23 protein-coding genes are annotated in these 26,173 nt (G+C 71.7%); 14 read left to right on the forward strand and 9 right to left on the reverse strand.

Going from position 1 to position 26,173, the window contains the following annotated elements; translation table 11 throughout:
• Positions 1–25 precede the first annotated feature (25 nt).
• Together HNR21_RS09195 and HNR21_RS09200 are read right to left on the reverse strand one after the other, a co-directional pair.
• Positions 26–715 carry a response regulator gene (locus tag HNR21_RS09195; RefSeq protein ID WP_182704865.1) on the reverse strand — a complete coding sequence of 230 codons (690 nt, stop codon included), beginning with the start codon at positions 713–715 and terminating at the stop codon, positions 26–28.
• Positions 712–2,286 carry a sensor histidine kinase gene (locus tag HNR21_RS09200; RefSeq protein ID WP_182704866.1) on the reverse strand — a complete coding sequence of 525 codons (1,575 nt, stop codon included), beginning with the start codon at positions 2,284–2,286 and terminating at the stop codon, positions 712–714. The genes HNR21_RS09195 and HNR21_RS09200 overlap by 4 nt, the downstream gene beginning before the upstream one ends.
• Positions 2,287–2,360: 74 nt before the next feature.
• Between HNR21_RS09200 and dctA the strand changes: the two genes are divergently transcribed.
• The gene (dctA, locus tag HNR21_RS09205; protein WP_312880934.1) at positions 2,361–3,794 is read left to right on the forward strand and encodes a C4-dicarboxylate transporter DctA; all 1,434 of its coding nucleotides are present in this window, start codon (positions 2,361–2,363) and stop codon (positions 3,792–3,794) included.
• A 61-nt stretch (positions 3,795–3,855) separates the two neighbouring features.
• Here the strand turns inward: dctA and HNR21_RS09210 are convergent, their stop codons facing one another.
• The 4 genes from HNR21_RS09210 to HNR21_RS09225 form a co-directional block, all read right to left on the reverse strand.
• Positions 3,856–4,659, reverse strand: a complete 804-nt coding sequence (locus tag HNR21_RS09210) for a M15 family metallopeptidase (RefSeq protein WP_182704867.1) — start codon at positions 4,657–4,659, stop codon at positions 3,856–3,858.
• Between the two features lie 122 nt (positions 4,660–4,781).
• Complete coding sequence (locus HNR21_RS09215) at positions 4,782–5,258, reverse strand: cupin domain-containing protein (protein ID WP_182704868.1); 477 nt, start codon at positions 5,256–5,258, stop codon at positions 4,782–4,784.
• Positions 5,259–5,369: 111 nt separating this feature from the next.
• On the reverse strand, positions 5,370–6,749 hold the full coding sequence (locus HNR21_RS09220; protein ID WP_312880935.1) for an FAD-binding oxidoreductase: 1,380 nt from the start codon (positions 6,747–6,749) through the stop codon (positions 5,370–5,372).
• A 125-nt stretch (positions 6,750–6,874) separates the two neighbouring features.
• Complete coding sequence (locus HNR21_RS09225) at positions 6,875–7,477, reverse strand: CBS domain-containing protein (RefSeq protein WP_182704869.1); 603 nt, start codon at positions 7,475–7,477, stop codon at positions 6,875–6,877.
• A gap of 202 nt (positions 7,478–7,679) precedes the next feature.
• On the opposite strand from HNR21_RS09225, the gene HNR21_RS09230 reads away from it, so the two are divergent.
• From HNR21_RS09230 to HNR21_RS09250, 5 genes are all read left to right on the forward strand, one after another.
• A complete protein-coding gene (locus HNR21_RS09230; protein ID WP_182704870.1) occupies positions 7,680–8,534 on the forward strand; it encodes a universal stress protein in 855 nt (284 codons plus the stop codon).
• Between the two features lie 272 nt (positions 8,535–8,806).
• Complete coding sequence (locus HNR21_RS09235) at positions 8,807–10,225, forward strand: hypothetical protein (RefSeq protein ID WP_182704871.1); 1,419 nt, start codon at positions 8,807–8,809, stop codon at positions 10,223–10,225.
• Positions 10,226–10,244: 19 nt separating this feature from the next.
• Positions 10,245–11,024 (forward strand): DUF4184 family protein, encoded by a 780-nt coding sequence (locus HNR21_RS09240; protein ID WP_182704872.1) that lies wholly within the window; start codon positions 10,245–10,247, stop codon positions 11,022–11,024.
• A gap of 63 nt (positions 11,025–11,087) precedes the next feature.
• On the forward strand, positions 11,088–11,978 hold the full coding sequence (locus HNR21_RS09245; RefSeq protein ID WP_182704873.1) for a prenyltransferase/squalene oxidase repeat-containing protein: 891 nt from the start codon (positions 11,088–11,090) through the stop codon (positions 11,976–11,978).
• Between the two features lie 131 nt (positions 11,979–12,109).
• Entirely contained in the window at positions 12,110–13,702 is a 1,593-nt protein-coding gene (locus HNR21_RS09250) for a carboxylesterase/lipase family protein (RefSeq protein WP_182704874.1), read from the forward strand.
• Between the two features lie 167 nt (positions 13,703–13,869).
• Here HNR21_RS09250 and HNR21_RS09255 read toward each other — a convergent pair whose 3' ends face one another.
• Positions 13,870–15,054: an SGNH/GDSL hydrolase family protein gene (locus tag HNR21_RS09255; protein ID WP_246442043.1), complete on the reverse strand. Its 1,185-nt coding sequence runs from the start codon at positions 15,052–15,054 to the stop codon at positions 13,870–13,872.
• On the opposite strand from HNR21_RS09255, the gene HNR21_RS35110 reads away from it, so the two are divergent.
• Positions 15,053–15,226, forward strand: coding sequence for a hypothetical protein (locus tag HNR21_RS35110; RefSeq protein ID WP_246442046.1), 174 nt, complete (start codon positions 15,053–15,055; stop codon positions 15,224–15,226). The two genes, HNR21_RS09255 and HNR21_RS35110, sit on opposite strands and share 2 nt — an antisense overlap.
• A 573-nt stretch (positions 15,227–15,799) precedes the next feature.
• A complete protein-coding gene (locus HNR21_RS35115; protein ID WP_246442048.1) occupies positions 15,800–17,353 on the forward strand; it encodes a glucuronyl esterase domain-containing protein in 1,554 nt (517 codons plus the stop codon).
• 595 nt (positions 17,354–17,948) lie between these two features.
• Here the strand turns inward: HNR21_RS35115 and HNR21_RS09265 are convergent.
• Positions 17,949–18,797 carry a helix-turn-helix domain-containing protein gene (locus tag HNR21_RS09265; RefSeq protein WP_182704875.1) on the reverse strand — a complete coding sequence of 283 codons (849 nt, stop codon included), beginning with the start codon at positions 18,795–18,797 and terminating at the stop codon, positions 17,949–17,951.
• Between the two features lie 153 nt (positions 18,798–18,950).
• On the opposite strand from HNR21_RS09265, the gene HNR21_RS09270 reads away from it, so the two are divergent.
• Together HNR21_RS09270 and HNR21_RS09275 are read left to right on the forward strand one after the other, a co-directional pair.
• Positions 18,951–19,127, forward strand: a complete 177-nt coding sequence (locus tag HNR21_RS09270) for a hypothetical protein (RefSeq protein ID WP_182704876.1) — start codon at positions 18,951–18,953, stop codon at positions 19,125–19,127.
• 107 nt (positions 19,128–19,234) lie between these two features.
• Positions 19,235–20,077 carry a DUF5753 domain-containing protein gene (locus HNR21_RS09275; protein ID WP_182704877.1) on the forward strand — a complete coding sequence of 281 codons (843 nt, stop codon included), beginning with the start codon at positions 19,235–19,237 and terminating at the stop codon, positions 20,075–20,077.
• 65 nt (positions 20,078–20,142) lie between these two features.
• Here the strand turns inward: HNR21_RS09275 and HNR21_RS09280 are convergent, their stop codons facing one another.
• Positions 20,143–20,337, reverse strand: a complete 195-nt coding sequence (locus tag HNR21_RS09280) for a DUF397 domain-containing protein (RefSeq protein WP_182704878.1) — start codon at positions 20,335–20,337, stop codon at positions 20,143–20,145.
• A gap of 220 nt (positions 20,338–20,557) precedes the next feature.
• Between HNR21_RS09280 and HNR21_RS09285 the strand changes: the two genes are divergently transcribed.
• From HNR21_RS09285 to HNR21_RS09300, 4 genes are read left to right on the forward strand one after another with little or no spacing between them, the layout of a single operon-like run.
• A complete protein-coding gene (locus tag HNR21_RS09285; protein ID WP_182704879.1) occupies positions 20,558–21,406 on the forward strand; it encodes an AfsR/SARP family transcriptional regulator in 849 nt (282 codons plus the stop codon).
• A complete protein-coding gene (locus HNR21_RS09290) occupies positions 21,403–23,547 on the forward strand; it encodes a hypothetical protein (protein WP_182704880.1) in 2,145 nt (714 codons plus the stop codon). The genes HNR21_RS09285 and HNR21_RS09290 overlap by 4 nt, the downstream gene beginning before the upstream one ends.
• Position 23,548: 1 nt before the next feature.
• Complete coding sequence (locus HNR21_RS09295) at positions 23,549–24,838, forward strand: hypothetical protein (protein ID WP_182704881.1); 1,290 nt, start codon at positions 23,549–23,551, stop codon at positions 24,836–24,838.
• The gene (locus HNR21_RS09300; protein WP_182704882.1) at positions 24,838–26,166 is read left to right on the forward strand and encodes a DUF4407 domain-containing protein; all 1,329 of its coding nucleotides are present in this window, start codon (positions 24,838–24,840) and stop codon (positions 26,164–26,166) included. The genes HNR21_RS09295 and HNR21_RS09300 overlap by 1 nt, the downstream gene beginning before the upstream one ends.
• Positions 26,167–26,173: the final 7 nt, after the last annotated feature.

Below are 26,173 nucleotides of genomic sequence, written 5' to 3' on the forward strand. Positions count from 1 at the left end.
AGAAGACGATTCTCGGCCGGAGTGGTCAGCTCGTGCGGGAGGGGTGCCACTGGTAGTGGTGCTCGGGACGGCCGGGGCCGCCGTAGTGGGGGCGGCGGACGGCGAGGTTCTGGGCGGTGAGGTGTTCGAGGTAGCGGCGGGCGGTGACCCGGGAGATGCCCAGGGCCTCGGCGATCTGGGCGGCCGACAGCGCCTCGGGGGAGGCGCGCAGGGCCTCGACGACCTCGGCCAGGGTGTCGGGACTGAGGCCCTTCGGGAGGACCGCCGGGGTGGTGGGGGTGCGCAGGGCGGCCAGGGCGCGGTCGATGTCGTGCTGGGCGGGCGGGCCGGTCGGGCGGGCCAGGCGGCGGTGGTACTCGGCGTACTGCTGGAGCTTGTCGCGGAACGCGGCGAACGTGAACGGCTTGAGCAGGTACTGCACGACGCCCTGGGCCACGGCGGCGCGCACCAGGTCCAGGTCGCGGGCGGAGGTGACGGCGATGACGTCGACGGTGCAACCCTGGGCGCGCATGGCGCGGCACACCTCCAGCCCGCCGACGTCCGGCAGGTAGAAGTCCAGCAGCACCAGATCGACCTCGTGGGCGGCCAGGAAACGCAGGGCCTGCGCGCCGCTGCCGCACGTTCCCGCGACGGTGAAGCCCGGCACCCGTTCCACGTAGGCGCGGTGCGCCTCGGCGATCAGCGGCTCGTCCTCGACCACCAGCACCCGGATCATCGGACCGCCGCCTCCCGCAGCGGCAGCCGCACGGTCACCACCGCCCCCTGATCCCGGGTCACCTCGATGTCCCCGTCGTACCGGCGGATGACCTGGCGGACCAGGCCCAGCCCGATGCCGCGTCCCTGCGGGCGTTCGGCGGGCTTGGTGGACCAGCCCGGGGTGAACGCCTCCGCCAGCCGGTCCGGGTCGAGCCCCGTGCCGGTGTCGGCGACGCGCACGACCAGTGCCGTGTCCTCCTGCCGTACGGTGACGTGGACCCGGCGCGGGGGCGGCGCGGACTGGGCGGCCTCGATGGCGTTGTCGACCAGGTTGCCGACCAGCGTCACCAGGTCGCGCGGCCGCAGGCCCGTCTCCGCGGTGACGGCGGTGTCGTCGGTGACGGTCAGCTCCACGCCGTGCCGTGCCGCCTGCGCCGCCTTCCCCAGCAGCAGCGCCGACAGCACCGGCTCGTCCACCGCGGCCAGCAGGCGGTCGGTGAGCTCCTGCGCGGTGGCCAGCTCGGCGGTGGCGAACGCGACCGCCTCCTCGGCCCGCCCCAGCTCCACCATCGTGATCACCGTGTGCAGCTTGTTGGCCGCCTCGTGGGCCTGGGCGCGCAGCGCCTCGGCCAGCCCCCGCACCGAGTTCAGCTCCCCGGACAGCGCCTCCAGCTCGGTGTGGTCCCGCAGCGTGGCGACCGCGCCGAGGGTGCGGCCGTCGCGGACGGCGGGGAGCTGGTTGACCACCAGGATCCGGTCGTCGGCCAGGTAGACCTCGTCGCTGACGGCGGGCCGGCCGTCCAGCAGCTCGCGCAGCGCCTCCGGCAGCTCGGCCGCGGGCGACGGCAGCCCCAGCAGGCGTACGGCCTCGTCGTTGACCAGCACCGGGCGGCGCTGGGAGTCGAACACCACGACGCCCTCGCGGACCGAGTGCAGCACCGCGTCGTGGTGCTCGTACATGCGGGTGATCTCGGCGGGCTCCAGGCCGAGGGTCTGCCGCCGCAGCCGCCGGCTGACCAGCAGCGCCCCCACCGCCGCCGCCCCGAACCCGGCCAGCGCCACCAGCACGATGCTCGGGACCCGGCGGCGCAGCTCCTCCCCGACCCGGGTCGTGGTGATGCCGATGCCGACCATCCCGACGACCCGGCCCCGGGAGAACACCGGCACCACGGCCCGCAGCGACGGCCCCAGCGTGCCGGTGTAGGTCTCGGTCAGCACCCGCCCCCGCAACGCCTCGTCGACATGGCCGAGGAACGTGCGGCCGATCTGCCGGGGATCGGGATGGGAGTACCGCACCCGGTCGGGGCCCATCACCACCACCCAGTCCACCCCGGTCGCGCGCCGGACGTCCTCGGCCAGCGGCTGGAGCCGCCGCGCCGGGTCGGGACCGGTCAGCGCGGCGGCCACCTCGGGGGAGGCGGACAGGGTCAGGGCGATGTCCACGACCCGCTGCCGGGCCTGGTCCCGCCCCTCGACGTGGGCCTGGCGCAGCGCGAGGGCCGTTCCCATGACCAGCACCAGTCCGATGACCGCCACCTGGGCCAGGAAGATCCGGGTGGCCAGGCGCAACCTGCGCAGACGGACGAGCATGACTCAGTGTCACCTCCCGGCGGGTGTGTCATCGACCGGACGCCCGGCCGGCCGTGAACGTTATGTACGCAATCGTGACGCCCGTTGTGGCCGCCATCACGCTGACGCTGTCGTTCCCGTGGAGCCCCTCGGCTCCGTCCACCTCACGGAGGCAGACGCACATGGAGGTCCGCAGCGGGCGCAAGCGCGCTCCCTGGTACCGGCAGTTGTACGCGTGGGTGCTCGTCGCCATCGCCCTGGGCATCGCCGTGGGCCACTTCTGGCCGTCGGTCGGCTCCGGGCTGGAGCCGCTGGGCACCACGTTCGTGAACGCGATCAAGATGCTGATCCCGCCGGTCATCTTCCTGACCGTGGTCTCCGGCATCGCCGGGGTCGCCGACCTGCGCGGGGTCGGCCGGGTGGGCCTCAAGGCGCTGGTCTACTTCGAGGTCGTCACCACGGTGGCGCTGGTGCTCGGCCTGGTCGCGGTGAACGTCTTCCGGCCCGGCGCGGGCGTGCACGCCCGTCCGGAGCAGATCCAGGTTACTGGGAAGGCCGCCGGCTACATCCAGGAGGGCGAGAACCAGAGCTGGTGGCACTTCCTCACCGACCTGGTGCCCTCCAGCATCGTCGGCGCGTTCGCCGAGGGGAACGTGCTGCAGGTGCTGTTCTTCGCGGTGCTGTTCGGCATCGCCGTCAAGGCGCTGGGCCCGGCCGGCGCCCCCATCATCGCCGGGGTGAACCACCTGAGCGCCGCGATCTTCAAGGTGCTGTCGTACGTCATGTACGCCGCCCCGGTCGGCGCGTTCGGGGCCATGGCCTACACGATCGGCACCTACGGCATCTCCACCCTGACCAGCCTGGGCAAGCTCATCGCGCTGTTCTACGGCACGTCGGTGTTCTTCGTCGTGGTGGTCCTGGGCGGGATCGCGATGGCCAACCGCGTCAACCTGTTCCGGCTGCTGCGCCACCTGCGGGACGAACTGCTGATCGTGCTGGGCACCTCCTCGTCGGAGTCGGTGCTGCCGCAGCTCATGCGCAAGCTGGAGAACCTGGGCGCGCCCCGGCAGATCGTGGGGCTGACCGTGCCGACCGGGTACTCGTTCAACCTGGACGGCACGTCGATCTACCTGACGCTGGCGGCCGGGTTCGTCGCGCAGGCCACCGACACCGACCTGTCCCTGGGGCAGCAGCTCGGGCTCCTCGCCGTCATGCTGCTGACCTCCAAGGGCGCGGCGGGGGTCACCGGGTCCGGCTTCATCGTGCTGGCCGCGACCCTGTCGACGGTCGGGACGGTGCCGGTGGCCGGGATCATGCTGATCTTCGGCATCGACAAGTTCATGTCCGAGTGCCGCGCCCTGACGAACGTCTGCGGCAACAGCCTGGCCTCCCTGGTCGTCGCCCGCTGGGAGGGCGTCCTGGACCAGGACCGCGTCCGGCGGGTCCTGAACGGCGAGGATCCCGAGCCCGAACCCGAGCCCGTCGCCGTGGAGCCCGAGCCCCGGCCGACGGTGGACGCCAAGTCCTGAGCCCGTCCTGGGCATGGCGGCGGGGCCACGGCCGGCCGTGGCCCCGCCATGTCGCAGGAGGTCAGTTCCGGGGGGTCAGGGAGCTGCGGGAGACGGGGAAGTCGAAGTAGGTGTCGGGGAAGAGCTCCGGCTTGTGGGTGAAGTGCCACCACTCCTCGGGGAGGTTGACGAAGCCCTGCTCCTCCAGGGTGTTCTTCAGCAGGAGACGGTTGGCCCGCTGCTCGGGCGTGATGCTGGGGTCGAGGGTGTGGGAGAGGGTGTCGAAGCAGTCGTAGCCCGTTCCCATGTCGATGGAGTTGTCCGGGAAGCGCTGGTCCTGCGGGTAGTAGCAGGGGACCAGTTCCTGCCCCGGCCGGTAGGGGCGGGTGGGCCGGGCGGGGAGTTTGACGATGGTCAGGTCCACGGTGCCGCCCCGGCTGTGGCCGGACTTCTCGGCGATGTAGCCGTCGGCGAAGAGGTCCGCCTTGTCCACGCGGGGATAGAACTCGGCCTTCATCCGCTGGTCGTCCAGGTCCTTGGCCCAGGCGACGAAGTGGTCCACCGCACGCTGGGGCCGGTAGCAGTCGTAGACCTTCAGCGAGTATCCCTGACGCAGCAGCTTGCGCTGGGCCCGGCGCAGGGCCTCGGCGGCGGGCCTGGTCAGGATGCACACGGGCTGGCGGTAACCGTTGATCGGGTCCCCGATGAAGTTGTGCGCCGTCGTGTAGCGCATCTCCTCCAGGATCGTCCGGTCCACGTCGCGCAGCGCCACGAACTCCCTGGGCGCGGTGGGCCCGGGACGCGACTGCGCCGTGGCGGCCGCGGCGGGGACGGTCAGCAGGGCGGCCATGGAGACCGCGAGGGCACGGATCACCAGTTTCTGCATGACCCCGCCCTATCAGGCCGCCCCCGCCCGGCGGACCCCCGCCTGCCGAACCGAGACCTCGGGGTGACATCCGGCGCGCACGCGTCGGCCCCGCCTTCGGGGACGGGGCCGGACGCCTGTGATCACATCCCTTCCGGTCTCCTCATCTCCATGCCGTACCGGGCGGCGACCGAGATGAGCCTGTCGATGTCGGGCGGCGCCTCCGAGGCGGGCGGCAGATCCCGTGTCCGAGCCGGTTCCCCGACCTCGGCGAAGAACTTGTCGATGTTCCCGCCGGGCATGTACTCCACGAGCACGCGCACCGTGCTCAGCGGCTCGAAGTTCTCCCATGTCCCCGCGGGGACGTAGAAGAAGGAGCCGGGCTCCCCCTCCACCGTCTCGTCGCCGATGTGGTAGCGGATCGTGCCGTCGAGGACGTACACGGCCTCCGCTCCCGGGTGGGTGTGCGGCGGCGGCCCCATCCCCTCCGGCATGGTCATCTGCACGACGACCAACTGGTCGTCGCTCTCCTCGCTGGTCACCTTGATCTCGTAGAGACCGCCCAGCACCCAGTAGGCGTCCCCCACGGCCGGTTTGCGTGCGACCACTGTGGCTGTCACGTGAGCCCCCTCTCACGTTCCGGTGCATCGCCGGACCGATGGCGCACTTCTCCTTCCATCCCACGTCGCCCGTTCCCGAGCGTCAAGACCGCCCGGTCGTGACCATGACGCCTAGGACGGGCGGATGTTGTGGGTGAGGCGGAACACGTTGTCCGGGTCGTAGCGGCGTTTCACCACCGCCAGGCGGTCCAGGTTGGGGCCGAACGTGTCTCGCACGGTGCGGTCGGAGTCCTCGTACAGGCCGGGGAAGTTCAGGTACTCGGCCCCGGTCGAGAAGGGCCCCAGGGTCGTGTGGACGCGGCGGGCCCACGCGATGCACGCCTCGTCGTCGGCGGGGTTCTCCCAGTTGGACTCGATGCCGAGCATGAACGGGGCCGAACGGTCGCCGAACGCCGTGTCCCGCGTTCCCGGCCGGGCGAACGCCCCGCCGAGCTGCCAGACGTCGAGGGTGGAGTGTGGGGACGGGCTGCCCTCGTTCAGCTCCACCAGCACGTCGATCAGGTCGTCCGGCAGCCCGGTCAGATAGCGGGACTTCCAGTAGTACCGCATGACGTGCGCCGGGTAGTCCTCGTCGAAGAAGCGTTGCGCCTCCAGATAGGACGTGGCCGCCGAAAGGTCCGCGATCGGCGTGCCGATGTCGCGGAGCGGCTGCAGCGCCGCCTCGCCCTCCTCCGGAGTGCCGCTGTGCATGGCGGCGAACACCACGATCGGCGTGCCGTGGTGCTCGGCCGGAATGGACTCGTCCTCGGGGGCGTGCCACAGGATCGCGAACGAGCTGATCTCGTCCGGCGCGGCGGCCGCCCACTCCCGGTAGGCGCGCAGCACGGAACGGGCGTCGGTCCCCGCATGGATCACCTGCGCGAAGAACACGTCCGGTCCCACCGGATAGGCGCGGAACTCGAACGAGGTGACCACGCCGAAGTTCCCGCCGCCGCCCTTCAGCGCCCACAGCAGATCGGGGTCGGACTCGGCCACGACCACCCGGCCGTCCGCCGTCACCACGTCCGCCGAGATCAGGTTGTCGCAGCTCAGCCCGTACTTGCGGCGCAGCCAGCCCAGTCCGCCGCCCAGCGTGAGCCCGGCGATCCCGGTCTCGGTGACCACCCCCATCGGCACCGCCAGCCCGAACGCCTGCGTCTCGGAGTCCAGGTCGCCGATCGTGACGCCGCCGGCCGCCCGCACGGTCCCGGCGGCGGGGTCGACCCGCACCCCGCGCATCGGCGTCAGGTCGACGACCAGCCCGTCGTCGCACACCGCGGTCCCGGACACGTTGTGCCCGCCGCCGCGCACCGCGACCATCAGGCCCCGCGCCCGCGCGTACCGGACCGCCTCGATCACGTCGCTGGTCCCGGCGCACCGCACCAGGGCCGCCGGACGCCTGTCGATCATGCCGTTCCACACCGCGCGGACCTGGTCGTAGTCCGCGTCCGTCGCCTGGACGACCCGGCCCCGCAGCCGGCCCGCCAGCCCCTCTGCCATGTCCTGTGTCACAGCCCCGTCGGTACCCGCCGAGACCTGCCCAAAGCACCTCCGCCTCGCTGATCGTCCTGGTCAGGACCCGGTCGAGGCCCGGCCGCCCGCCCGGCGCCGCCGTTCGGACGGCCCGTCGCCGGGCGTCAGGGGGAGTCGGTGAACAGGACGCGGGTGACGCCGGGGATCGTGCGGGTGAGGGTCTCGGCGATGTGCCGGGCGCTGTCGTCGGCCGGGCCGGACAGCCGCACCTCGCCCTCGTGCACGGTGGCGGTCCAGGCGTGGCCGTCCGGCAGCAGCTCGGCCAGCGACGCCAGCACGTCGTCGCGGATCCGGGCGTCGCCGCGGGCCAGCACGGCGATCAGGTCCCGGCGGCTGATCATCCCGACGATCCGGCCGCCGTCCAGCACCGGGACGCTCTTGATGTGGGTGCGCAGCATCATCGCGGCCAGCTCGGCGACGTCGGTGGTCGGCTGGGCGGTGCGCACGTCCCGGATCATCACGTCCGACACCAGCCGCGGCGGCGGCTCGTCCGGGCCCGCCACCGGCAGCGCGAACGCCCGCGGATCGGCCTGGAACTCGCCGCGCAGCAGATCCATGTCGCTGACGATCCCCACCATCGTCCCGGAGCCGTCCACCACCGGCATCGCGGTGATGTCGTGCTCGTGCAGCAGGCGGATGGCCTGCCGGACGGTGGCCGAGGGCGGCACCGTCACGACGGGGGCGGTCATGGCCTCTCGGACAAGCATGGTCAAGCTCCTTCCGCACCGGCGTGCGCCGTCGCCTCCCGATGGGAACGCCGGACAGCATCATCGTCCCCGCCCCGCGCGCCCATGACCGCGGGGCGGCACCGGCCCTCCGGCTTCCCTCGTCACGGCAGGTCAGGGCCGCTTTTCCGGCGCGGCGGCGGGTACAAGACCGGCCTGGCAGCATCCATCGAAGGAGGATCCGATGGCCGCCATCATCGTCGCCACAGACGGCTCCCCGCCCGCCGACCGCGCCGTCCGGTGGGCCGCCGACGAGGCCGCGCTGCGCGGCCTGCCGCTGCAGATCGTGCACGTCATCGACGAGGCCCCCTACGACGTGCTGGGCTCGGCCGACGCCCGCGTCCCCGACCGGGCGACGGGCGTGGCCGAGAGCATCCTGGCCGAGGCGCAGAAGCTCGCCTTCGAACGGCATCCCGACCTCGCGGTGACCACCGAGATCGCCCGCGGCTCCGTCCCCATCGCGCTGCGGGAACGCGCCGCCGCGGCCGCCTCGCTGGTCCTCGGGCATCGCGGGCGGGGCGGGTTCGCCAGCCTGCTGCTGGGATCCATCGGCCTGCGCGTCGCCGGGCACGCCCCCGGCCCGGTCGTCGTCGTGCGCGGCGAGCCCGCGTCCGCCCGCGGCGAGATCGTCGTCGGCGTCGCCCTGGACGCCGCCGACGAGGTCGCGCTCGCCCACGCCTTCGAGGCCGCCGTGCTGCGCGGCTCGCGGCTGCGGGCGGTGCACGCGTTCCAGCTGGCCGAGACCCTGGTCGCGGCCGGTCACTACGACGAGCTCGCCCAGGTGGAGGAGGCCCACCGCACTCGGCTCGACGACCTGCTGATCCCGCATCGGGAGCGCCGTCCGGACGTCGCCGTGGTCGCGGACGTCGTACGGGAGCACCCGGTCCAGGCCCTGGTCACGGCCTCCGAGCAGGCCGACCTGCTGGTGGTGGGCACCCACGGCCACGGCGTGCTGCGCGACGCGCTCCTCGGCTCGGTCACCCACGGCGTCCTGCACCACGCCCACTGCCCGGTCGCCGTCGTCGGCCGCCCCGCCTGACGGCCCCGTGTCCGCCGACGCCTCCGTGGGCGTCGTCCGTGACCGTCACGGCCTGGGCGTATTACGGCCGGGCTCGGCCGGCCACGGCATCGTCCGCCATGTCCGTTCTCCGCCTTCGCTCTGAGAGGTGCTCGCTCCGGACGAGATGCGTCCGTGTTCTGCGAGGTCCATAATCCTTTTCCCAGTGCGTCCGAATCGGGCCGCTCGGGCGGATCGTCGTAGCCCGGCTGTTTCATGGGGGTGGGTGGCTGATCGTTCCGGAGGGAGGCCCGGTGGAGAACGAGTACGACCGCGGGCCGGAGTCGATCCCACCGGCCCAGCCGTTCACGCCGCCGCCCGGCACGGGCTGGGCGGGGCATCCGCCGCCGAGCGGGCCGCCCCAGTGGGGGCCTCCGATGCCGGGCCCGCCGCCGGGAGCCGGCGGACGCAGGTCGCGGGGGAGGGCCGCCGGGGGCGTGGCGGCCGGAGTGCTCGTTCTGGTCGTGCTGGCGACCGTGGTCGTGGCGGGGCTGTCCGGCGGGGACGGGCGGCTCGGCCGTGCCGGGGATCCGGGCGAGGCCGCGGCGGCGGAGCTGCGGCGGGCCGCGACGGCGCTGGCGGGGGCCGCGGCGACCCGCTACCGGGGCACGGTCGGGAACGGGAGCGGCGGGCAGGCCCGGATCGACCTCCAGGTCACCAACCAGGGCGCGGCGCACGGCACGATGACCGTGGACGGCGACGAACTGCGGCTGCTGGCCGTCGACGGCCAGACGTTCTTCGAGGGGGACGAGGAGTTCTGGCGGTCCGCCGGGGTGTCGGGTGAACTGCTGGAGGAGTACGCCGGGCATTGGGTCAAGGTCCCGCCGGAGGAGTTCGGCCTCGACGTCCGGGCGGTCCTCGCCCCCGCCGAGCTGGGCCGGGCGGTCGGCCGGGAGGCCGCGTCCACGGACGTGACCGTCGAGACCACCGCCCTCAACGGCACGCCCGCCAAACGGGTGACCACCGCCCGGTGGAACGTCTACCTCGCGGCGTCCGACCCCCGGCGGATCCTCCGGATCGAGACCAGGGGGTTCACCGGCGGCGGGCTCCGGCGGCCGCCCATGGTCCCCCGGATCCCGACCGTTCCGCCGCGGCCGGACGACCCGGGGACCGTGCAGCCCGCGGCGGTGCGGGGCGGCGCGCCGGCCGGGGACGCGGAGTTCCAGGTCGACCTGTCCGGCCTCGCCGAGCAGGAGGTCGGGCGGCTGTACGGGGACCTGCAGGGCAAGGTCCGGGAGCTGAAGGACTCCGTGGACTCCCAGGTGCGGTTCTCGCTGGACGGGTCGATCCGGCTGTCGCCCTGTAACGTCAACGGCTGCACCGCGCATGTGAGGATCAGCAACAGCCTCCCCGACGGCGGCCCGTCCCCGGGCGCGGACCGGCCGGTCCACGCCGCGATCACCATCACGATGACCCTCGACGGCCGTCCCGTCCGCACCTGCCGGATCACCCGGACCATGCGGCCGAACGGCAGCGCGACGGCGTCCTGTCGCGCCGACTACTACATCCCGCCCTCCTACACGCCGCGCCGGCACACCGTGCGGGCCGGGGCGCGCGCGGTGGCGCGCCCGGTCGTGCGGGCCGACATCGACCGCATCCTCCGCGACCTGCGCGTCCGGCGACCGGCCGGGCCGACCCCGGCCTTGACCCCGACCCCGACGCCGGGCGGCTGAACGGACCGGATGGGAGATCATGCCGTTCACGTTGAGCCATCCGGCGATCGTGCTGCCCCTGGCGCGCGGCCCGCTGGTGCCCTCGGCCCTGGTCGTGGGGGCGATGGCGCCCGACCTGCCGTACTTCGTGGGGATGGCCGACCAGCGGCTGCTGACGCACCGGCTCGTCGGGGTCCCCACCGTCGACCTGGGCATGGCGCTGCTGCTGCTCGTCGTTTTCCACAGGCTGTTGAAATGGCCGCTGCTGGCGCTGTGCCCGGCCTGGCTGCGCGCCCGCCTGGCGGCCCCGGCGCGTGCGTTCGACGAACGCGGCATGGGGGACCTCGGCTGGGTGGTGGTGTCGGCCTGCCTGGGGGCGTTCACGCATGTGGCCTGGGACGCCTTCACCCATGAGGGCGCCGCCGGGGTCCGCCGGCTGCCGTTCCTGGCCGAACCGCTGGCGTTCGGCCTGCCGGGTTACCGGGTCGCCCAGTACGCCAGCGGCCTGGTCGGGGCCCTGGTCATCGCCGCCTGGACGGTGTGGTGGCTGCGTCGCCGTGCGGTGCCCGCCGATCCCGTGCCGCCGGGCCTGTCCGCCCGGTCCCGCCTGGGCGTGCTGGCCGCCGGGGCGGCCGTGTCGGTGGCCGGCGGCCTGTTCGGCGCGTTCTCCTGGATGCCGATGAGCGACCGCACCGACTTCCACGCCCGCCTGGTCGGCGGCGTCGTCGGCCTGATCGCCTTCGCGGGGCTCGCCCTGCTCGCCTTCGCGATGACCCATCGGGTTCTGAACGGCTCCGCCGCCCGCGCCGAGGGAGCGTAGGTCCCTCCTCCGATGGCCGTTCCGTACAAGACGGGGCCGCGGCACGGGTGATGGGCTGGGGGCATGACCTCGACACTTCAGGTGGATCTGACGGCCGCCGCGCGCTTCATGGCCTCGCACGCCCGGCAACTCGACCGGCGTCGCTTCGCACTGCTCACCGGACCCGGCGACCCCGAGGCGATGCTCGCCGCGCTGGACGGCTACCGCAACCCTGACGGCGGCTACGGCTGGGGCCTGGAGCCCGACCTGCGTTCCCCCGAGAGCCAGCCGGGCGGGGCGTTGCACGCGATGGAGGTCTTCGCCGAGGCGGGGCCGGTGCACACCCCCCACGTACGGGCGCTGTGCGACTGGCTGGAGTCGGTGTCGCTGCCGGACGGCGGCCTGCCGTTCGCGCTGCCCGTGACCGATCCCGCCGGCTGCGCACCCTGGTGGACCGGCGCCGACCACACCACGTCGTCGCTGCAGATCACCGCCGCCGTCGCGGGCACGGCCCACCGAGCCGCCGCCCACCATCCCGAGATCGCCGCGCACCCCTGGCTCGAACGGGCCACCCGCTACTGCCTGGACGCCATAAAGGCGATCGACACGACCCCGCACGCCCTGGTCCTGTCGTTCGCGATCCAGTTCCTCGACGCCGTCCACGACACGCACCCCGAAACCGCCGGCCTGCTCCGCCATCTGGCCCGCCACCTCCCGCCGGACGGCGTCGTCCACGTCGCGGGCGGCACTGAGAACGAGGTCCTGCGCCCCCTGGACTTCGCCCCGTTCCCCGGCCCGGCCCGAGCCCTCTTCGACCCCGCGGTGATCGACGCCGAACTGCAGCGCCTGGCCGCCGAGCAGCGCGAGGACGGCGGCTGGACCGTCGAGTACGCCACTTTCTCCCCGGCGGCGGCCCTGGAATGGCGCGGCTACATCACCGTCCGCGCCGTGGCGCTCCTGCGGCAACCCCTTTGACAGGCCGGTCCCCGGGGGCGGGCGGGGCACTTCCGGATGGTGGATGGCCGGTGATTCACGCGATGCCGGGCGGCGGCCCGCTTGTCAGGCTGCTGGGGCCACTGCCACCGCCTTTCGGTATGGAGGTGCCGATGTCGGGACTGCTCACCGGACGCCTGGCGGGGATCCGCCGGCGATCGTCATGGATGCGACGGGCGGGGGTGCTGTCGGGCGTGCTCCTGCTGTCGGCCGGCGGGCTGACCGCCGTTCCCGCGACGGCGGACGAGGGACCGACCGTCACGACCCGTTACGGACAGGTCCAGGGGAAGGCGGGGGAGACCGCGAACTCCTACCTCGGCGTCCCCTACGCCGCGCCGCCGGTCGGGTCGCTGCGCTGGAAGCCGCCGTCCCCGCCCGCGCGCTGGTCGGGCGTACGGGACGCCACCCGGCCGGGCAACCCCTGCATGCAGCGCCCCTCGCCCACCCCCTGGGGCAACCTGGCGGGGCCCGGCACGCCCAGCGAGGACTGCCTCTACCTGAACGTCTACACGCCCGCGCAACGGTCCCTGCACAAGCGGCCGGTGATGGTGTGGATCCACGGCGGCGGGTTCACCATCGGCTCCGGGACGTTCTATGACGGCGGCAGCCTGGCGTCCAAGGGGGACGTGGTCGTCGTCAACTTCAACTACCGGCTCGGGGCGTTCGGCTACTTCGCCCACCCGGATCTGGCCGGGGAGTCGTCGCACGGGCTGTCGGGCAACTACGGGCTGCTCGACCAGCAGGCGGCCCTGCGCTGGGTGCAGGAGAACATCGCCGCGTTCGGCGGCGACCCCGACAACGTGACGATCTTCGGCGAGTCGGCCGGGGGCGGCAGCGTCTGCCACAACCTGGTCTCGCCCCGCGCGCTCGGGCTGTTCGACCGGGCCATCGCCCAGTCGGGCTGCGGGTTCACCCTGCCCACCCAGGCCGAGCAGCAGCGCAGCGGCACGGCCTGGGCGAACTCCCTGGGCTGCGCGGACGTGGCCTGCCTGCGCGGCAGGTCCGCTGAGGAACTGCTGACCGCCTCGGCGAGCCCGGCCGCCCGCTGGACGCCGATCGTCGACGGCAAGGTGATCCCGCTGCAGGTGACGGACGCGCTGGAGAGCGGCCGGTTCCACCGGGTCCCCTTCATGCAGGGCACCACCGCCGACGAGGGACGGCTGACCGTGGCCTCCACCTACGACCTGGCGGGCAGGCGGCTCACCGCGGAGGGCTACCCGGCGGCGGTCCGCGCGATCTACGGCGAACGGACCGACGAGATCCTGGCCCGCTACCCGCTGTCGGACTACGGCACGCCCGCGGAGGCGCTGGGCGCGATCTTCACCGACTCCCAGTTCTCCTGCCTGCAGTCGCGGACCGCGAGCCTGGCCGCCGGGCACACCCGGTCGTACCAGTACGAGTTCGCCGACCGGAACGCCATGGACTACCTGAACATGCCGATCAGCTTCCCGCTCGGCGCCCCGCACGGCTCGGAGATCCGGTACGTCTTCGGCAACGTCTCGGGCACCCCCGCCCAGAACGCCCTGTCGGACCAGATGCTCGGCTACTGGACCAACTTCGCCAGGACCGGCGTCCCGTACGCCGCGAACGCCCCGCGCTGGAACCTCTTCCCGAAGGTCCAGATCCTCGCCCCCGGCGCGATCGCCCCGAGCACCACCTTCCCCCAGGACCACAAGTGCGACCTGTGGACCCGGCCCGCATCCTGATCCGCTGACCTCGCCTCCGGCCCGGAACCCCGCGTTCCGGGCCGGACGCATGCGCGAAGGAAACCGCGTCACGGGAAATCGCAACGGCCACGGCACCGTCCGCTCGGCGGAACTCCCGGATGCCGCTCATGTCCTGTTCCGCCGTTCGGTGTGGGGAGGGCGTCCGGTCAGTTGAAGCCGATGCCCTGGGGGAGCGGGCGGTGATGGAACAGCCCGGTCGGTACGGCGTCGGCCATCGCCTTGTAGCCCGCCGGGTTCAGGTGCAGGTGGTCGCCGGTGTCGAAGGCGGCCAGGAGCCGCCGGGGGTCGGCCGGGTCCCGCGTCGCGGCGTCGAAGTCGACCACGCCGTCGAACCGGCCGGCGGTGCGGATCCACCGGTTGACCGTCTGGCGGGCCGTCTCCCGGTGTCCCTGCGGGTCGTCGTACATGGCGTTGCCGCCGAAGGGCGTCAGCGTCGCCCCGTACACCCGGATGCCCTGGGCGTGGGCCCGTACGATGATCTGCTCGTAGGCGGCGATGAGATCGGCCGCGACCTTCCGCTGGGCGGTCGGCGTCGCCTCGGCCGTGCCGATGTCGTTGACGCCCTCGAAGACGATCAGCCACGCCACCCCGCTCTGTGCCAGCACGTCACGGTCCAGCCTGGCCAGGACGTTCGGGCCCAGGCCGTCGTTGAGCACCCGGTTGCCGCCGGCCGCCTGGTTCAGGACCGCGACGTTCGCGGTGGCCGGGCTGGAGCGCAGCCGATCGAACAGCCGGTCGGGCCAGCGGTCGTTGCCGTTGGTGGTGGAGCCGCGGCCGTCGGTCAGCGAGTCGCCCAGCACGGCGACCGCCGCGGTGCCGCGCCTGGACCACACCTCGACGCCGCTGAGGAAGTACCAGTGGTCGGTGGGCGTCGCCCCGGGGAGGTCCCCGGCCCCGACATGGTCACCTGCCAGCAGGTACGAGGTGGTCCGGGAGCCGGGGTGCGAGGTGATGTCGTTGGATGCCTGGCCGTCCGCCAGGTAGATCGTCACGGTGAGGTTGGACCCGGCCGCCAGGTCGAAGCCCAGCGGATCGGAGACCATCTGCGCCCCGACCGGGACGACCACGGACGGACGGCCGTTGAAGGTCACCGGCCGGGAGGTCCCCGCCCTGATCGCGCCGACGCCGGCCGCGCCGCCGAGCGGCAGCGCCACCGACGCCTTGGTGATGGGCAGCGCCGCGCCGCCGAACGCGTTGGAGAACCGCAGCCGCACGTGCCGCCCGCCGACCGACACCCGGACGGTCTGCCGCAGGGTGCTGTCGGCCATGACCAGGCCGTCCTGCGTGAACGGCGCGGGCGGCATGTTGTGGGGCTCGGTCAGCTGCGGCATGGACGTCCAGGTGTTCACCCAATGGCCGGGCGTGCCCGCCGAACCTCCGCCGCCGTCACCCGAGGCGCTTTCGGTGCCGAGGAGCCCGAGCGCGGATGACGCGACGATGACCATCGCCGTCAACACCGCGGCGGCGACCGATCGGGCGTTCGGGGAGCCTGTCGTCCCGTGACGGTCGTCCGCCGCGAACACGGACGCGGAAATGCGGCGTGTCATCACAGGACCTCCGATCGGCTCCGTCCGGCCCGGCACCGCGATCTCGAAAGATTTCGAAACGTTCCGGCGGTTGTCGGGGGCAGCGTAAGTCGTCCCGATTGCGCGGTCAATGCCGTCTTCCCCGTCCAGTAACGGCGTTTATGGCCTCCCGGACTGTCGCTCGCTCCTCGGGAATTCGCGGCCCCTGAGGTGATCGCAGTGAAAGGAAGAGATGCTTTCATGGCATGTTCTGCCAGGTAATCGATGGTATGGGTGTCTGCGCCGGGCTCCGTTCTTGCGTGCCGGACGGCGCCTGGTCACACTCTTTTTCCGTACGACAAAGATCAGGATCCAATGGCTGCACGGCCTGCATCGATCGCTGATCTGGGCTGCCGAAAGCGAAAGATTTCGCTCCGAAAATTTTCGATTTGTCGAGAGTCGAACGTCCCTGGAGGGTGCGACGGTGTCACCCCGCCGTGGGGCGGGCCGTGTCCGGCGACTCCCGCCGACCACCCGGAAACGACCGCCACTCGCCGTCGAAGGAGCTCCGATGAGAACCTCGGTCCGCCGGTTCGGGCAGTGGACCCTGGCCCCCGTGGTCGCGGTCGCCCTCGCCGCCGGCTCCCTCGCCGCCGCGGGCTCGCCTGCCGCGGGCACGGCCGCCGCCTGTTCGGCCCTGCCCTCACCGCTGCCCGAGGCCGGGGCGCTGCGCCCGGTCAGCGAACTGCCCGACCCGTTCACCCACTACGACGGCACCAGGATGACCAGCCCGGCCGAGTGGGACTGCCGCCGGGCACAGCTCGCCGAACTGCTGCAGCACTACCAGTACGGGCATCTGCCGCCCGCGCCCGCCGGCGTCACCGGCACCCGCAACGGCAACACGCTGACGGTGACCGTCCAGGCCAACGGCCGGACCGCCTCGTTCAACGCCACCCTCGGCCTGCCCAGCGGCAACGGCCCGTTCCCGGCCCTCATCCTGCTGAACCCGCTGGCGGCCGGCGTCACCGCGCGGGGGTACGCCCAGATCAGCATCGACCCCAACGGCATCGCCGCCGACGGCTCGGCCAAGACCGGCGCGTTCTGGGAGCTGTACGGCTCCAACGTGGACACCGGTGTGCTGATGGCGTGGGCGTGGGGCGTGCACCGCACGCTCGACGCCCTGCGGGCGGTGCCGCAGATCGACACCGGCAGGGTCGGGGTGTCGGGATACTCCCGGTACGGCAAGGCGGCCCTGGTCGCGGGGGCGTTCGACGAGCGGATCGCGGCGACCTTCCCCGGATCGTCGGGGACCGCGGGGATGGGCAACTACCGCTTCTTCTTCGCCGGCGGCGGCAACAACGAGACCCTCGACGACATCGTCAACGCCTTCCCCTATTGGTTCACCCCGCGGTTCGCCCCGTTCCGCGGGCAGGCGACCCGGCTGCCGTTCGACCAGCACTCGCTGGCCGCGCTGGTGGCGCCCCGGCCGCTGCTGGCCACCAACGGCACCGAGGGCTCGGACATCCGGACCAACCCCCAGGGCGCGAGCCTGACCTATCGCGCCGCCAAGGCGGTCTACGAGTACCTCGGCGCCGCAGACCGGATCGGCGTCGCCTACCGCCCCGGCGGCCACCAGATCGACATGAACGACTACAACGCGATCATGGACTTCTCCGACAAGCACCTCAGGGGGCTGCCGGTCACCCGCACCTTCGACGACAACCCCTATCCGCCCAGCCCGGCCGCCATCCCCTGGACCATCCCCACCGGCGGCCCGACCACCCCGCCGCCCACCCCGCCCCCGGGATCCCCGTGCCGGGTGACGTACACGACGAACGCCTGGAACACCGGCCTCACCGCATCGATCACGATCACCAACACCGGCCGCACGACGATCAACGGCTGGAGGCTGTCCTTCGCCCTGCCCGGCGGGCAGACCATCACCTCCGGCTGGAACGCCGCCTACCCGCCCGCCGACGGCACCATCACCGCCGCCGACCTCGGCCACAACGCCGCCATCCCCCCGGGCGGATCCACCGTCATCGGCTTCCAGGCCACCCACGACGGCAACCCCGCCGAACCCACCACGTTCACCCTCAACAACACCCCCTGCACAACGACCTGACCCACCGGGCGGAAGAATGTCTCCCAGCCGATATACGCCGCTCACGGACGGATTTCACGAAGGCCGCTGCGAGTCACATGGGAGGCGTCTTCTGGACCCGATTAACCAGGGTGACCGCAACCAAAATCCGCAATGACCGGGCGAGCGCCGACACCGGCACCTCGCCCGGTCATGGCGGTGAGTCACCTGAGGCTCGAACTCGCACCCTACAGACCTCCCAAAAGCCCCATGCGGCCCAAGTCTGAAAAGCGCCACCCCGTCCGCACCGGTATCGTCCTCCATGCCCCCGTGCCGACCGAACAATAAGCGAATACGACCACCCATCCATGGGGTTCGTGACGGCGGGAGCGTACGAGTCAGATCCCCGGGCCCATCACCGTGACCGACGCACTCCCGTTCCCGCCCGCCGTCTAGCGCAACCGCATGAGGAAAACCGGGCTTATGGTCGGCATGGCTCCAGGCTCGGCAGTGGTTCTCGTGTCGACGCTTTGTGAGCTCGAATCCCGGTTCGGCACCCGGTCGGGAGCCCGGTCTTCGTCGGCAGTGTGGACACCGCATCGCACACAGTGGGACGAAGGGGTGGAGCGGTGGTCGATCACATGCTGTCCAGGAGTTCTTTGAGGAAGCGACGGGACTCATGAGGAGTGAGGGAGCGGGCCCGGACCTGCTCGAAGGCGGCGCTGTAGCGGCCGACCTCCTCGGCCGACTCGATCGGATGGCCCCGATCCAGCACCTCCGCATAGGCGACCTTGGGATCTTCGCCGGCGAACTCGAAGACCCGGAACGGGAACCCCATCGCCTGGTGAGGGCCGGCGGCGAACGGCAGGACCAGCAGGGTCACCGACGGCCGGGCGGAGTCGGCGACCAGCCTGTCGAGCTGGGCCCGCATCACCCCTGGGGAGTCGATGGGGCGGCGCAGGGCGGCCTCGTCGAGGACCACGGTGAGCTCGGGTGGGTCCGGCCGGTGGAGGATGCGCTGACGCTCCATGCACAGGTCGACCCGCCGGCGGATGACGTTCAAGGGGAGATCGGCCCAGGCCCGTAGATACGACTGGGCGTATTCAGCGGTCTGGAGCAGGCTCGGCACCACAGCGCTCGCGTAGATCCGGATCGCAGCCGCCTCCTCCTCCAGGCTGAGCAGGGTCTCGGTGGCCTCGTCCAGCAGGTCGGCATAGCCGGACCACCAGCCCTTGACCCGGGCCTCGCGGACCATCTGGAGCAGTTCCTCGCGTCGGTCCCCGGTCACCCCGTACAGGTCGAGGAGTTCGCGGGCGTCCTGGATCCGCACGGCCACCTGGTTGTTCTCGATCCGGCTGACCTTGGCGGGGGAGCACTCCAGGTAGGCCGCGACCTCTTCGAGGGTCTTGCCGGACCGGCTGCGCAGCCGGTGCAGCTCGGCGGCGAGCCTGCGGCGCTGCATCACCGGGCTTCTACCTCGTGCCATTCCACTCCTTGCAAGTAGCAATTTTCGTAGTGTAACGCGCCGGCCCGCCCCGACCTCGAGCCGGGGTACGTGGCCGCGGGGGATGGAGCGTACATGTCCACACGGCAACACTTGCCTTACCCCTCGGAGCGGGGAGTCGGAAGCTCCCGGAGCGTGCTGGAGGTCGTGGAGCGCCTGCTGGTGCTGACGGGCACGCTGTGCATGATCGGCGGGCTGGGTCGGGCCGCGATGGGCTGCCTGCTGCTGGCGCTGGCCTGCCTGCTCCCGGGCCTGGCCGTACAGGTGAAACGGGCGATCTGGCCGTCTCGGCGGGGACGTCATGTCAGGTGAGGTGACCCGTCCAGGTTGCGGGGGGTTGTCCGCGATCGTCATACTGCAAAATGCAGATAGCAAATCACCTTGATCACAGACCCCTGGGATCCATCCGAAGGGACGGCATGCCGCAACGCCCCCCAAGCACTCACGACCGCCGCCGACGACTCGGTCACGCCCTGCACGCCCTGCGGCGGCGGGCCGCACTCGACTTGGACGAGGCCGCGGCCGTCCTCGGCTGGACGGCTCAACGTCTCGGCAGCCTGGAGGCCGGCCTGGCGACCATCCGCCGGGCCGACGTCAAGGAGTTGCTCGCCGTCTACGGGGCCGGCGACGAGGACGACGCGAGGGTGCTCGAACTGCTGGAGGGCACCTCGGGCTGGTGGGCACCGTACTCCGACCTGGTCGACGACGCCTTTGAAACGCTGCTTGTCCTGGAGGAGGGCGCCGACCGGCTGTCCAGTCACCAGGCTGGCCTCATCCCGGGTCTGCTGCAGACCCGTGACTACGCCTGGGAGCTGATCAGCACCATGTCCGACCAGCCGCTCGACCGGGTCGAGCGGCTGGTGGAGTTGCGGCAGGCCCGCCGCAAGGCGCTCGAGCGCCGCCCTCGGCCGCAGGTGACGGTCGTGCTCGACGAGGCGGCACTGCGCCGTCCCGTCGGCGGCCCGGCGGTGATGCGCGCGCAGTACGAGCGGCTGATCGCGGTGGCGCAAGAACCCGAGCTGACCCTGCGGGTGCGCCCGCTGAACGCCGGACCGCACCGGGCCACGAGTTTCACCTTCCATCTGTTCGAGTTCACGGCGGACCGGCCGATGGTGCAGACGGAATTGCTCGACCGCGAGCAGTTCATCCGCTGCGCGGAGAAAATCGCACTCTACCGAGAGGCGTTCGGCCGGGCGCTGGCGGGCGCGCTCGACCCCGGCGAATCGGTGGAGTTCATCGCCGGATTGGCGGCCCGCTGCTGATGTCCGTCGCAAGCGTGGGAGAGCGCCCCGGCGGGAGGGGACCGGGGCGCTCTCCCTCCGAGGACTCATCCGGTGCGCAGTTCCTCCAGGAGCGCCCGGGCCGCCGACCTGCTCAGCCGCAGGACGCCGCCGTCGGGGTGCTTGGAGTCGCGGATCAGAATGTCGCCGGGCGTGGCGGCGACCTCCACACAGTTGTTGTTGGCGGCCCCCGACCAGGAGCTCTTCCGAAAGACCGGCTGCGTTGTTCCGTCGTTGTTCATGGTCCTTGCTCCAATCTACGAGAACCGTTTGTTCCGGACGGTTGGAGCGTCCTATGGCGTCATGGGCGGGGAGCCGGGACAGGGACCGGGAACGCCACCGGGAATTCGACTTCCCCGGCACGGAAAGGACCGAGTTATGACCGAAAGCCTCGCCGAAGCGGCCACCGCGGTGCGGTTTCAGCTCTTTGGAGCGGTCGACGTCACGCGTGACGGGCGAACCTTGGACGCGGGACCCCGGCAACTGCGCTGCCTGCTGGCGGTCCTGCTGCTCGCCGACGGCTGGGTTCCCCGGGACGAGTTGATCGGCGTTCTATGGGACGACCCGTCCGACACTGCGCGCGAGGACTTCTACAAGCTCGTCGGCAGGCTCAGGAAGCTGCTGGCTGAGGCCGGACTGACCGGGGCGCTGGAGATCCGGGACGGGCTCTACCGGCTGCGGACGCCGCCCGGCTCCGTCGACGTCGAGCGGTTCCGCACCCTGGTCCGGGAGGCCGTGCACGCCGAGGACGAACGGGCCGCCGAACTGCTGGAGGAGGCGCTGCGCATCGCCTCGGGCGAACCGATGGCCGACCTTGCCGGTCTGCGTGTGGACGCCAAACGACGGGGCCTGGCCGAGGAACGCAGGCAGGCCCGGATCGAACTGGAGAACGTGTCGCTGCGCCTGGGCCGGCACCGGGACCGCATTCCGCACCTGAGCACCGAGTTCGAGAACGACCCGGGCGACGAGACCGTGGCCGGGCTGCTGATGATCGCGCTGTACCGGGTGGGACGGCAGAAGGAGGCCTTCGACGTCTTCTTCAAGGCCCAGCGGCACATCGCCGACACCACCGGACAGGACGTCGGCCGCGAGCTGCAGGAGTTGTACCAGCGGATGGTCAGCAACGATCCCCGACTCCACGCCGAGGACGCGAAGGAGGAGCCTGCCTCCGACCCGAAGGAGAAGCGGCGGAAGACCGCCGACACCGCCGGGAGCGAGAACCCGACTGTGCAAAACGTGTTCAACGACCGGGTCGACGCGCGCCACGCGAACTTCGGCATCGTCCACCACCACGGGGCGAGGGAGCGATGACCACGCACGAACCCCCTGACACCGATGAGAACGGGGCGGAGCCCGAGCCTGGGAACGAGGGCAACCGGGATCTCGAGGACGAGGGCGGAGACGAGACCGAGGAGCACACGTCCTCGGAGGACAAGGACCACAGGTCCGAGTCGCCGGCCACGGACCAGACGATCAACTTCATCCTCAACGCCTTCCACGACGCGGTCACCGCGGACGGGGCGAACTTCGGCGTCTCCACCCGGGGGAACACCGGTGAGGCGCCGGAGACCGGTCGCATCGACTCGGCCGTCGTCTCCACGACGGTGGAACGGTACGCCGAACCCGCGTCGTACGCGGAGGCCCGGCAGGCACTGGTCGAGGACCACATGGTCGTCCTGGAGGGCGCGCGTGGCCGCGGCAAGCGGACGGGGGCGATCGTGCTGTTGCGCGACGTGCTCCCGGCGGACGCGCCGATCGTGTCGCTGTCTCCCACCGCCACGCTCAAGGAACTGGCCGCGAGGCTGGCCAGGAGAAAGAGCGACGAGGCCCAGGGCTACGTGGTGTTCGACCGGCTCGTCACCGAACGGGGCCGCGAGGCCGACCACCAGTGGGAGGTCCTCTGCGGCAAGGTGCAGGAGACCGGCAAGTACCTGGTCATCACCACCTGGGAGGAGGAACACCGCCCGCACGAGTCCGTCCGGCGGATCCGCTGGGCACACCCCGAACCGGCGCGGGCGCTGCGCGTCCACATGGGCGACGCCATCGCCGAGGAGATGATCGGCGAGGTCGTCGCGGCGCTGCCGGCCGCCTACACCATGGCCGACCTGGTCGCGGTGGCCGAGCGCATGACGAACGACGGTGCGGTGCCGGATCGCGCCGTCGCGGCGGTGTTCGACCAGTCCGAACGACGCGCGGTCGAGGAGTGGTTCGCCAAGAATCCCGCACTGCCACAGATCCTCGACATCACCACGCTGGCCTTCGCGTCCCGCATCGGCGTACGCGACTTCGAGGACAGGCAGTCCCGGCTCCACGCCCTGCTGATCGAAGAGCAGCAGCCGCAGGCCGACGACGCCCAAGCCGACGAGGCCACGACGGCCGCGCCGCCGACCTTGCAACGTCGCTCCGAGCGGCTGTTCAGGCACGACCTGATCCGGCTCGAACAGGTCGTGGTCGACGGGGTGCCGCGCAAGCTCTTGGCGTTCCGGGAGGACGGATACCGCCGCCATGTCCTGGAGAAGCTGTTCGAGGAATACGGCATCGACTTCTGGAACCCGGTGCGGAGATGGCTGCACGAGGCGGTGCTGGAGGACGCCTGGCGGCTGCGCATAGCGTCCGGGCTGGCCCTGCTGGCGCACGCCTCCTTTGACGAGGTCATGGAGTCCTACCTCACCCCCTGGGGGTCCGGGATCGCGGGCTGGAAGGGGCGTTACGCGGCGGCCTCCACCCTCTGGTTCATGTGCCTGGACGAGGAACTGCGGCCGATCGCCCTGCGCACCGCCGTGCGCTGGGCGTCCTACGGGTCGCCCCAGGAGCGGCTCACCGCGATCGTCGCCTTCGCGGGCGAACTGGGTGCTCGCTACCCGACGGAGGCGTCCCGCCGACTGTGGCAGCTGGTCGAGCAGCCCGGTGACCTGAGCCCGGTGGCCGCCGCCGCTTTCGGCGACTTGTTCGCCAGCCTGGCCTCCCGGGAGGGCGGCGGACGGCAGGTTGTCAACCACCTCAGCAGGCAGGTCGGCGGGCTACACCGGCCCGGCCGGAACGCCCGGCTCCGCCGGGCGTCGCTGCGCGCCGCACTCGCCGTCGTGCGGGCGCGCAATCCCGCCACCGGACGTCCCGCGATCATCGAGTACATCTGTGCCCGCCCGGAGGAGATCCCGGTCGTCGCCCGGATGTGGGCGGCGCTGTTGCGGCACCGGCCGATCCGGCACGATGCGCTGACCGCGCTGCACACCGGCCTCCTCGCGATGGACAGGCTCACCCCCGCGGCGTCCGACCACGCCCGGTCCCTGGGGAACGCGCTGGGCGAGACGCTGCCGGCCACCGAGCACGAGGCGCTCGCCCGCGACTTCGCCAAACGCACCCGTCACCGCAAGCACGCCGATCGTTCCGCCGCGCTCGCCCAGATCCTGATCAAGGCGCTGGAACGAGCGGGCCGAAAGAGGAGGGAATGATATGCCGAAGCCCTATCCGATCATCGAGTCGCGGATTCTTCCGCCGGTGGGCAGGTCCGGTCTCTTCGGGCTCGGCGACCGGAAGCGCGACTGGGCGGACCTGCCGCCGATCAAGGCCGACCAGGCGCAGGTCTACCTGGTGGACGGCAGGCATGTCGTCGACCGCGGACGGCTGGGGCCGGGCGACGACATAGTGGTGCGGGCCACGCACGTCAGCGTCGTGGACCTCACCACCAACCGGGGGGTGTCGGTCGAGTTGACCATCCCGTCCGCCGACGCCAAGCAGTTCACCGTCCGGGCCAACTTCCTGTGCACGGTGCTGGAGCCCGACAAGATCGTCAAGTGCGGGCAGGGCGACGCGGCCACCGTTCTGCTCGACTACCTGCGCGGGTACCAGCGGCTGTTCCAGCTGGGGCTGGACTACAAGATCTCCGCTGTCAACGAGGTCCGGCTGCTGGTGCAGAGCCAGCTGGAGTCGTACCACAAGCACGTTCCGCCGCAGGCGCCCGGGATGCGGGCGGTGCTCGCCAGCACCGAGGTGCTGACCCCCGACGAGCTGGTGGCCTTCCACGACAGCCGGTTCAAGAACGAGCAGCGGTATCTGACCGAGTCCGCGCAGGCCCAGTACGAGATGGAGCTGCAGCGGCTCAAGGCCGCGCACGCCGAGCAGCTGGAGCTGCAGAAGAAGAGCTACGAGCTGAAGCTGGCCGAGCAGCAGTACAACCTCGACATGGCGCGGCAGCTCGGCCGCCAGCAGATGACCGCCAGCGAGAACCGGTTCGCCGCCGACCAGGCGCGGCGGCTCAGGAGCGAGATCGGCGACGATCCGACGACGGCGGCCTACTTCGCCCTGCAGCGGAACGAGGGATCGGCGGAGCAGATCGCCGCCGACCTCCAGCAGGCACAGGCTGAAGTCGAAGCGCGTCGTCGTGAGCTGCAGGACCGCGAGTTCGAGCTGAGGATGGCCGAACGGAAACGTCAGTGGGCCCGGGAGGACCGCGAGTTCGAACTCGAGAAGGCCGAGCGGGATCGCCGGCGCGCTCTGGAAGACCGTGCCGCCGACTGGGAACGGGAGGACAGGCTGCGGGTCTTCGCCTCCCGCCTCGACGTGATGAAGGAGCTGGCCAAGCACGGACATCTCGACGAGGTCAGCATCGACGAACTCGACCGCCTCATGGACCGGCTGGTCGGCCAGGCCACCTCCAAGACGGAGCTGGGCGCGCCCGCCGAGCCCAAGGGCGAGCTCGCCGAGGCCGAGGGCGACGAGCCGTTCTCCGAGGAGGAGGACTGATGGTCGCCCAGCTCGCCCCGCCGACCACGAAGCAGACGGAGCAGGAGATGTTCCGCCCCGCGCCGGCCGGTGGCGGGGTCGGCCGCTGGCTGCGCGCGCGCATCGGCGTGGTCGAGGAGGTGCTCGACTACACCCCGGAACTCCGTCCGCACTACACCAAGGTCGGTGCGCTGGTGCTGACCACCAGCGCGCTGGCGGCGGTGTCGATGTGGACCGCGCTGGCCAAGTTCCTGGACGCGCACTGGCTCCTGCTGATGCCGGCCGCCCTGTTCTGGGGCTGGGTGATCTTCTGCATCGACAGCTGGTTGATCACCACCATGCACGGCTCCCCGGGTGGAGGGCGCGCGTTCTGGGTGCGGCTGCTGCTGGCCGTGTTCCTCGGGGCGATCATCGCCGAACCGCTGCTGCTGAAGGTGTTCGAACCGGCCGTCCACCGGCAGGTCGCCGAGAACCGCACGCTGGACCGGGCCGCCCGGGAGTCCGCGTTGAAGGCATGCAATCCCGTGCCCTATCGGGAGCTGAAGCAGGCCGAGCGCGACCGGTGCAACGCCCGCAGGCTGCTGCTGACCGTTCGTTCCGACCCCGCCGGGGTCACCGTCGACATCGTCAACCTGCAGCAGGAACGGGACCTCAAGCAGCGCAGGCTGGACGCCGACAAGGGAACGCTGCGGAAGCTGCAGGACGGCGCTCGCCGGGAGTGCAACGGCCACAACGGACCCGGGCTCAGCGGTGTCGTCGGCGCCGGTCCGCGTTGCGCGGAGGCCAACCGGGACGCCGCGGACTTCTCCGCGCAGAGCCGGCTGGACGCGCGCCAGCAGGAGATCAACGCACTGGACGGCCGGATCGACCGACTGATCGAGCAGCGGAACACGGTCGCGCAGCACTACGCCGTCGAGATGGACCGGGCCATCAGGGCGCAGCTGCCCAGCCCGGACGGCGACATCGGCTTGCTGGAGGAGCACAAGGCGCTGGGCTCGCTCAGCCGGGAGAGCCTGCTGGTCATGCTGGGGCCGTGGGTGCTGCGGCTGATGCTCATCATGATCGACTGTCTGCCGGTGCTGTCCAAGCGGTTGTCCGGGCCCACCGCCTACGACCGCAACATCGCCCGGCAACTGGAGACCAGCGAGGAGCTGTTCGAGCTGAACAACGAGCTGCTGCGGCGACGCGACCGACTGCCCAGGGAGACCGCGCTCGGTGAGCTGGACCGGCTCGATCAGGACCGGCAGCGCAGCCGCGACGCCGAGGAGGAACGCTCCCGTATCCGGCAGGACGAGGAACTCAACCGGCGGATCGACGAGTACGCCCGGCGGCTGCGCGGCGAGATCTGAGGCGCCA

Origin of the sequence: Thermomonospora cellulosilytica (assembly GCF_014138835.1) — a bacterium.
Lineage (GTDB): Bacteria > Actinomycetota > Actinomycetes > Streptosporangiales > Streptosporangiaceae > Thermomonospora > Thermomonospora amylolytica.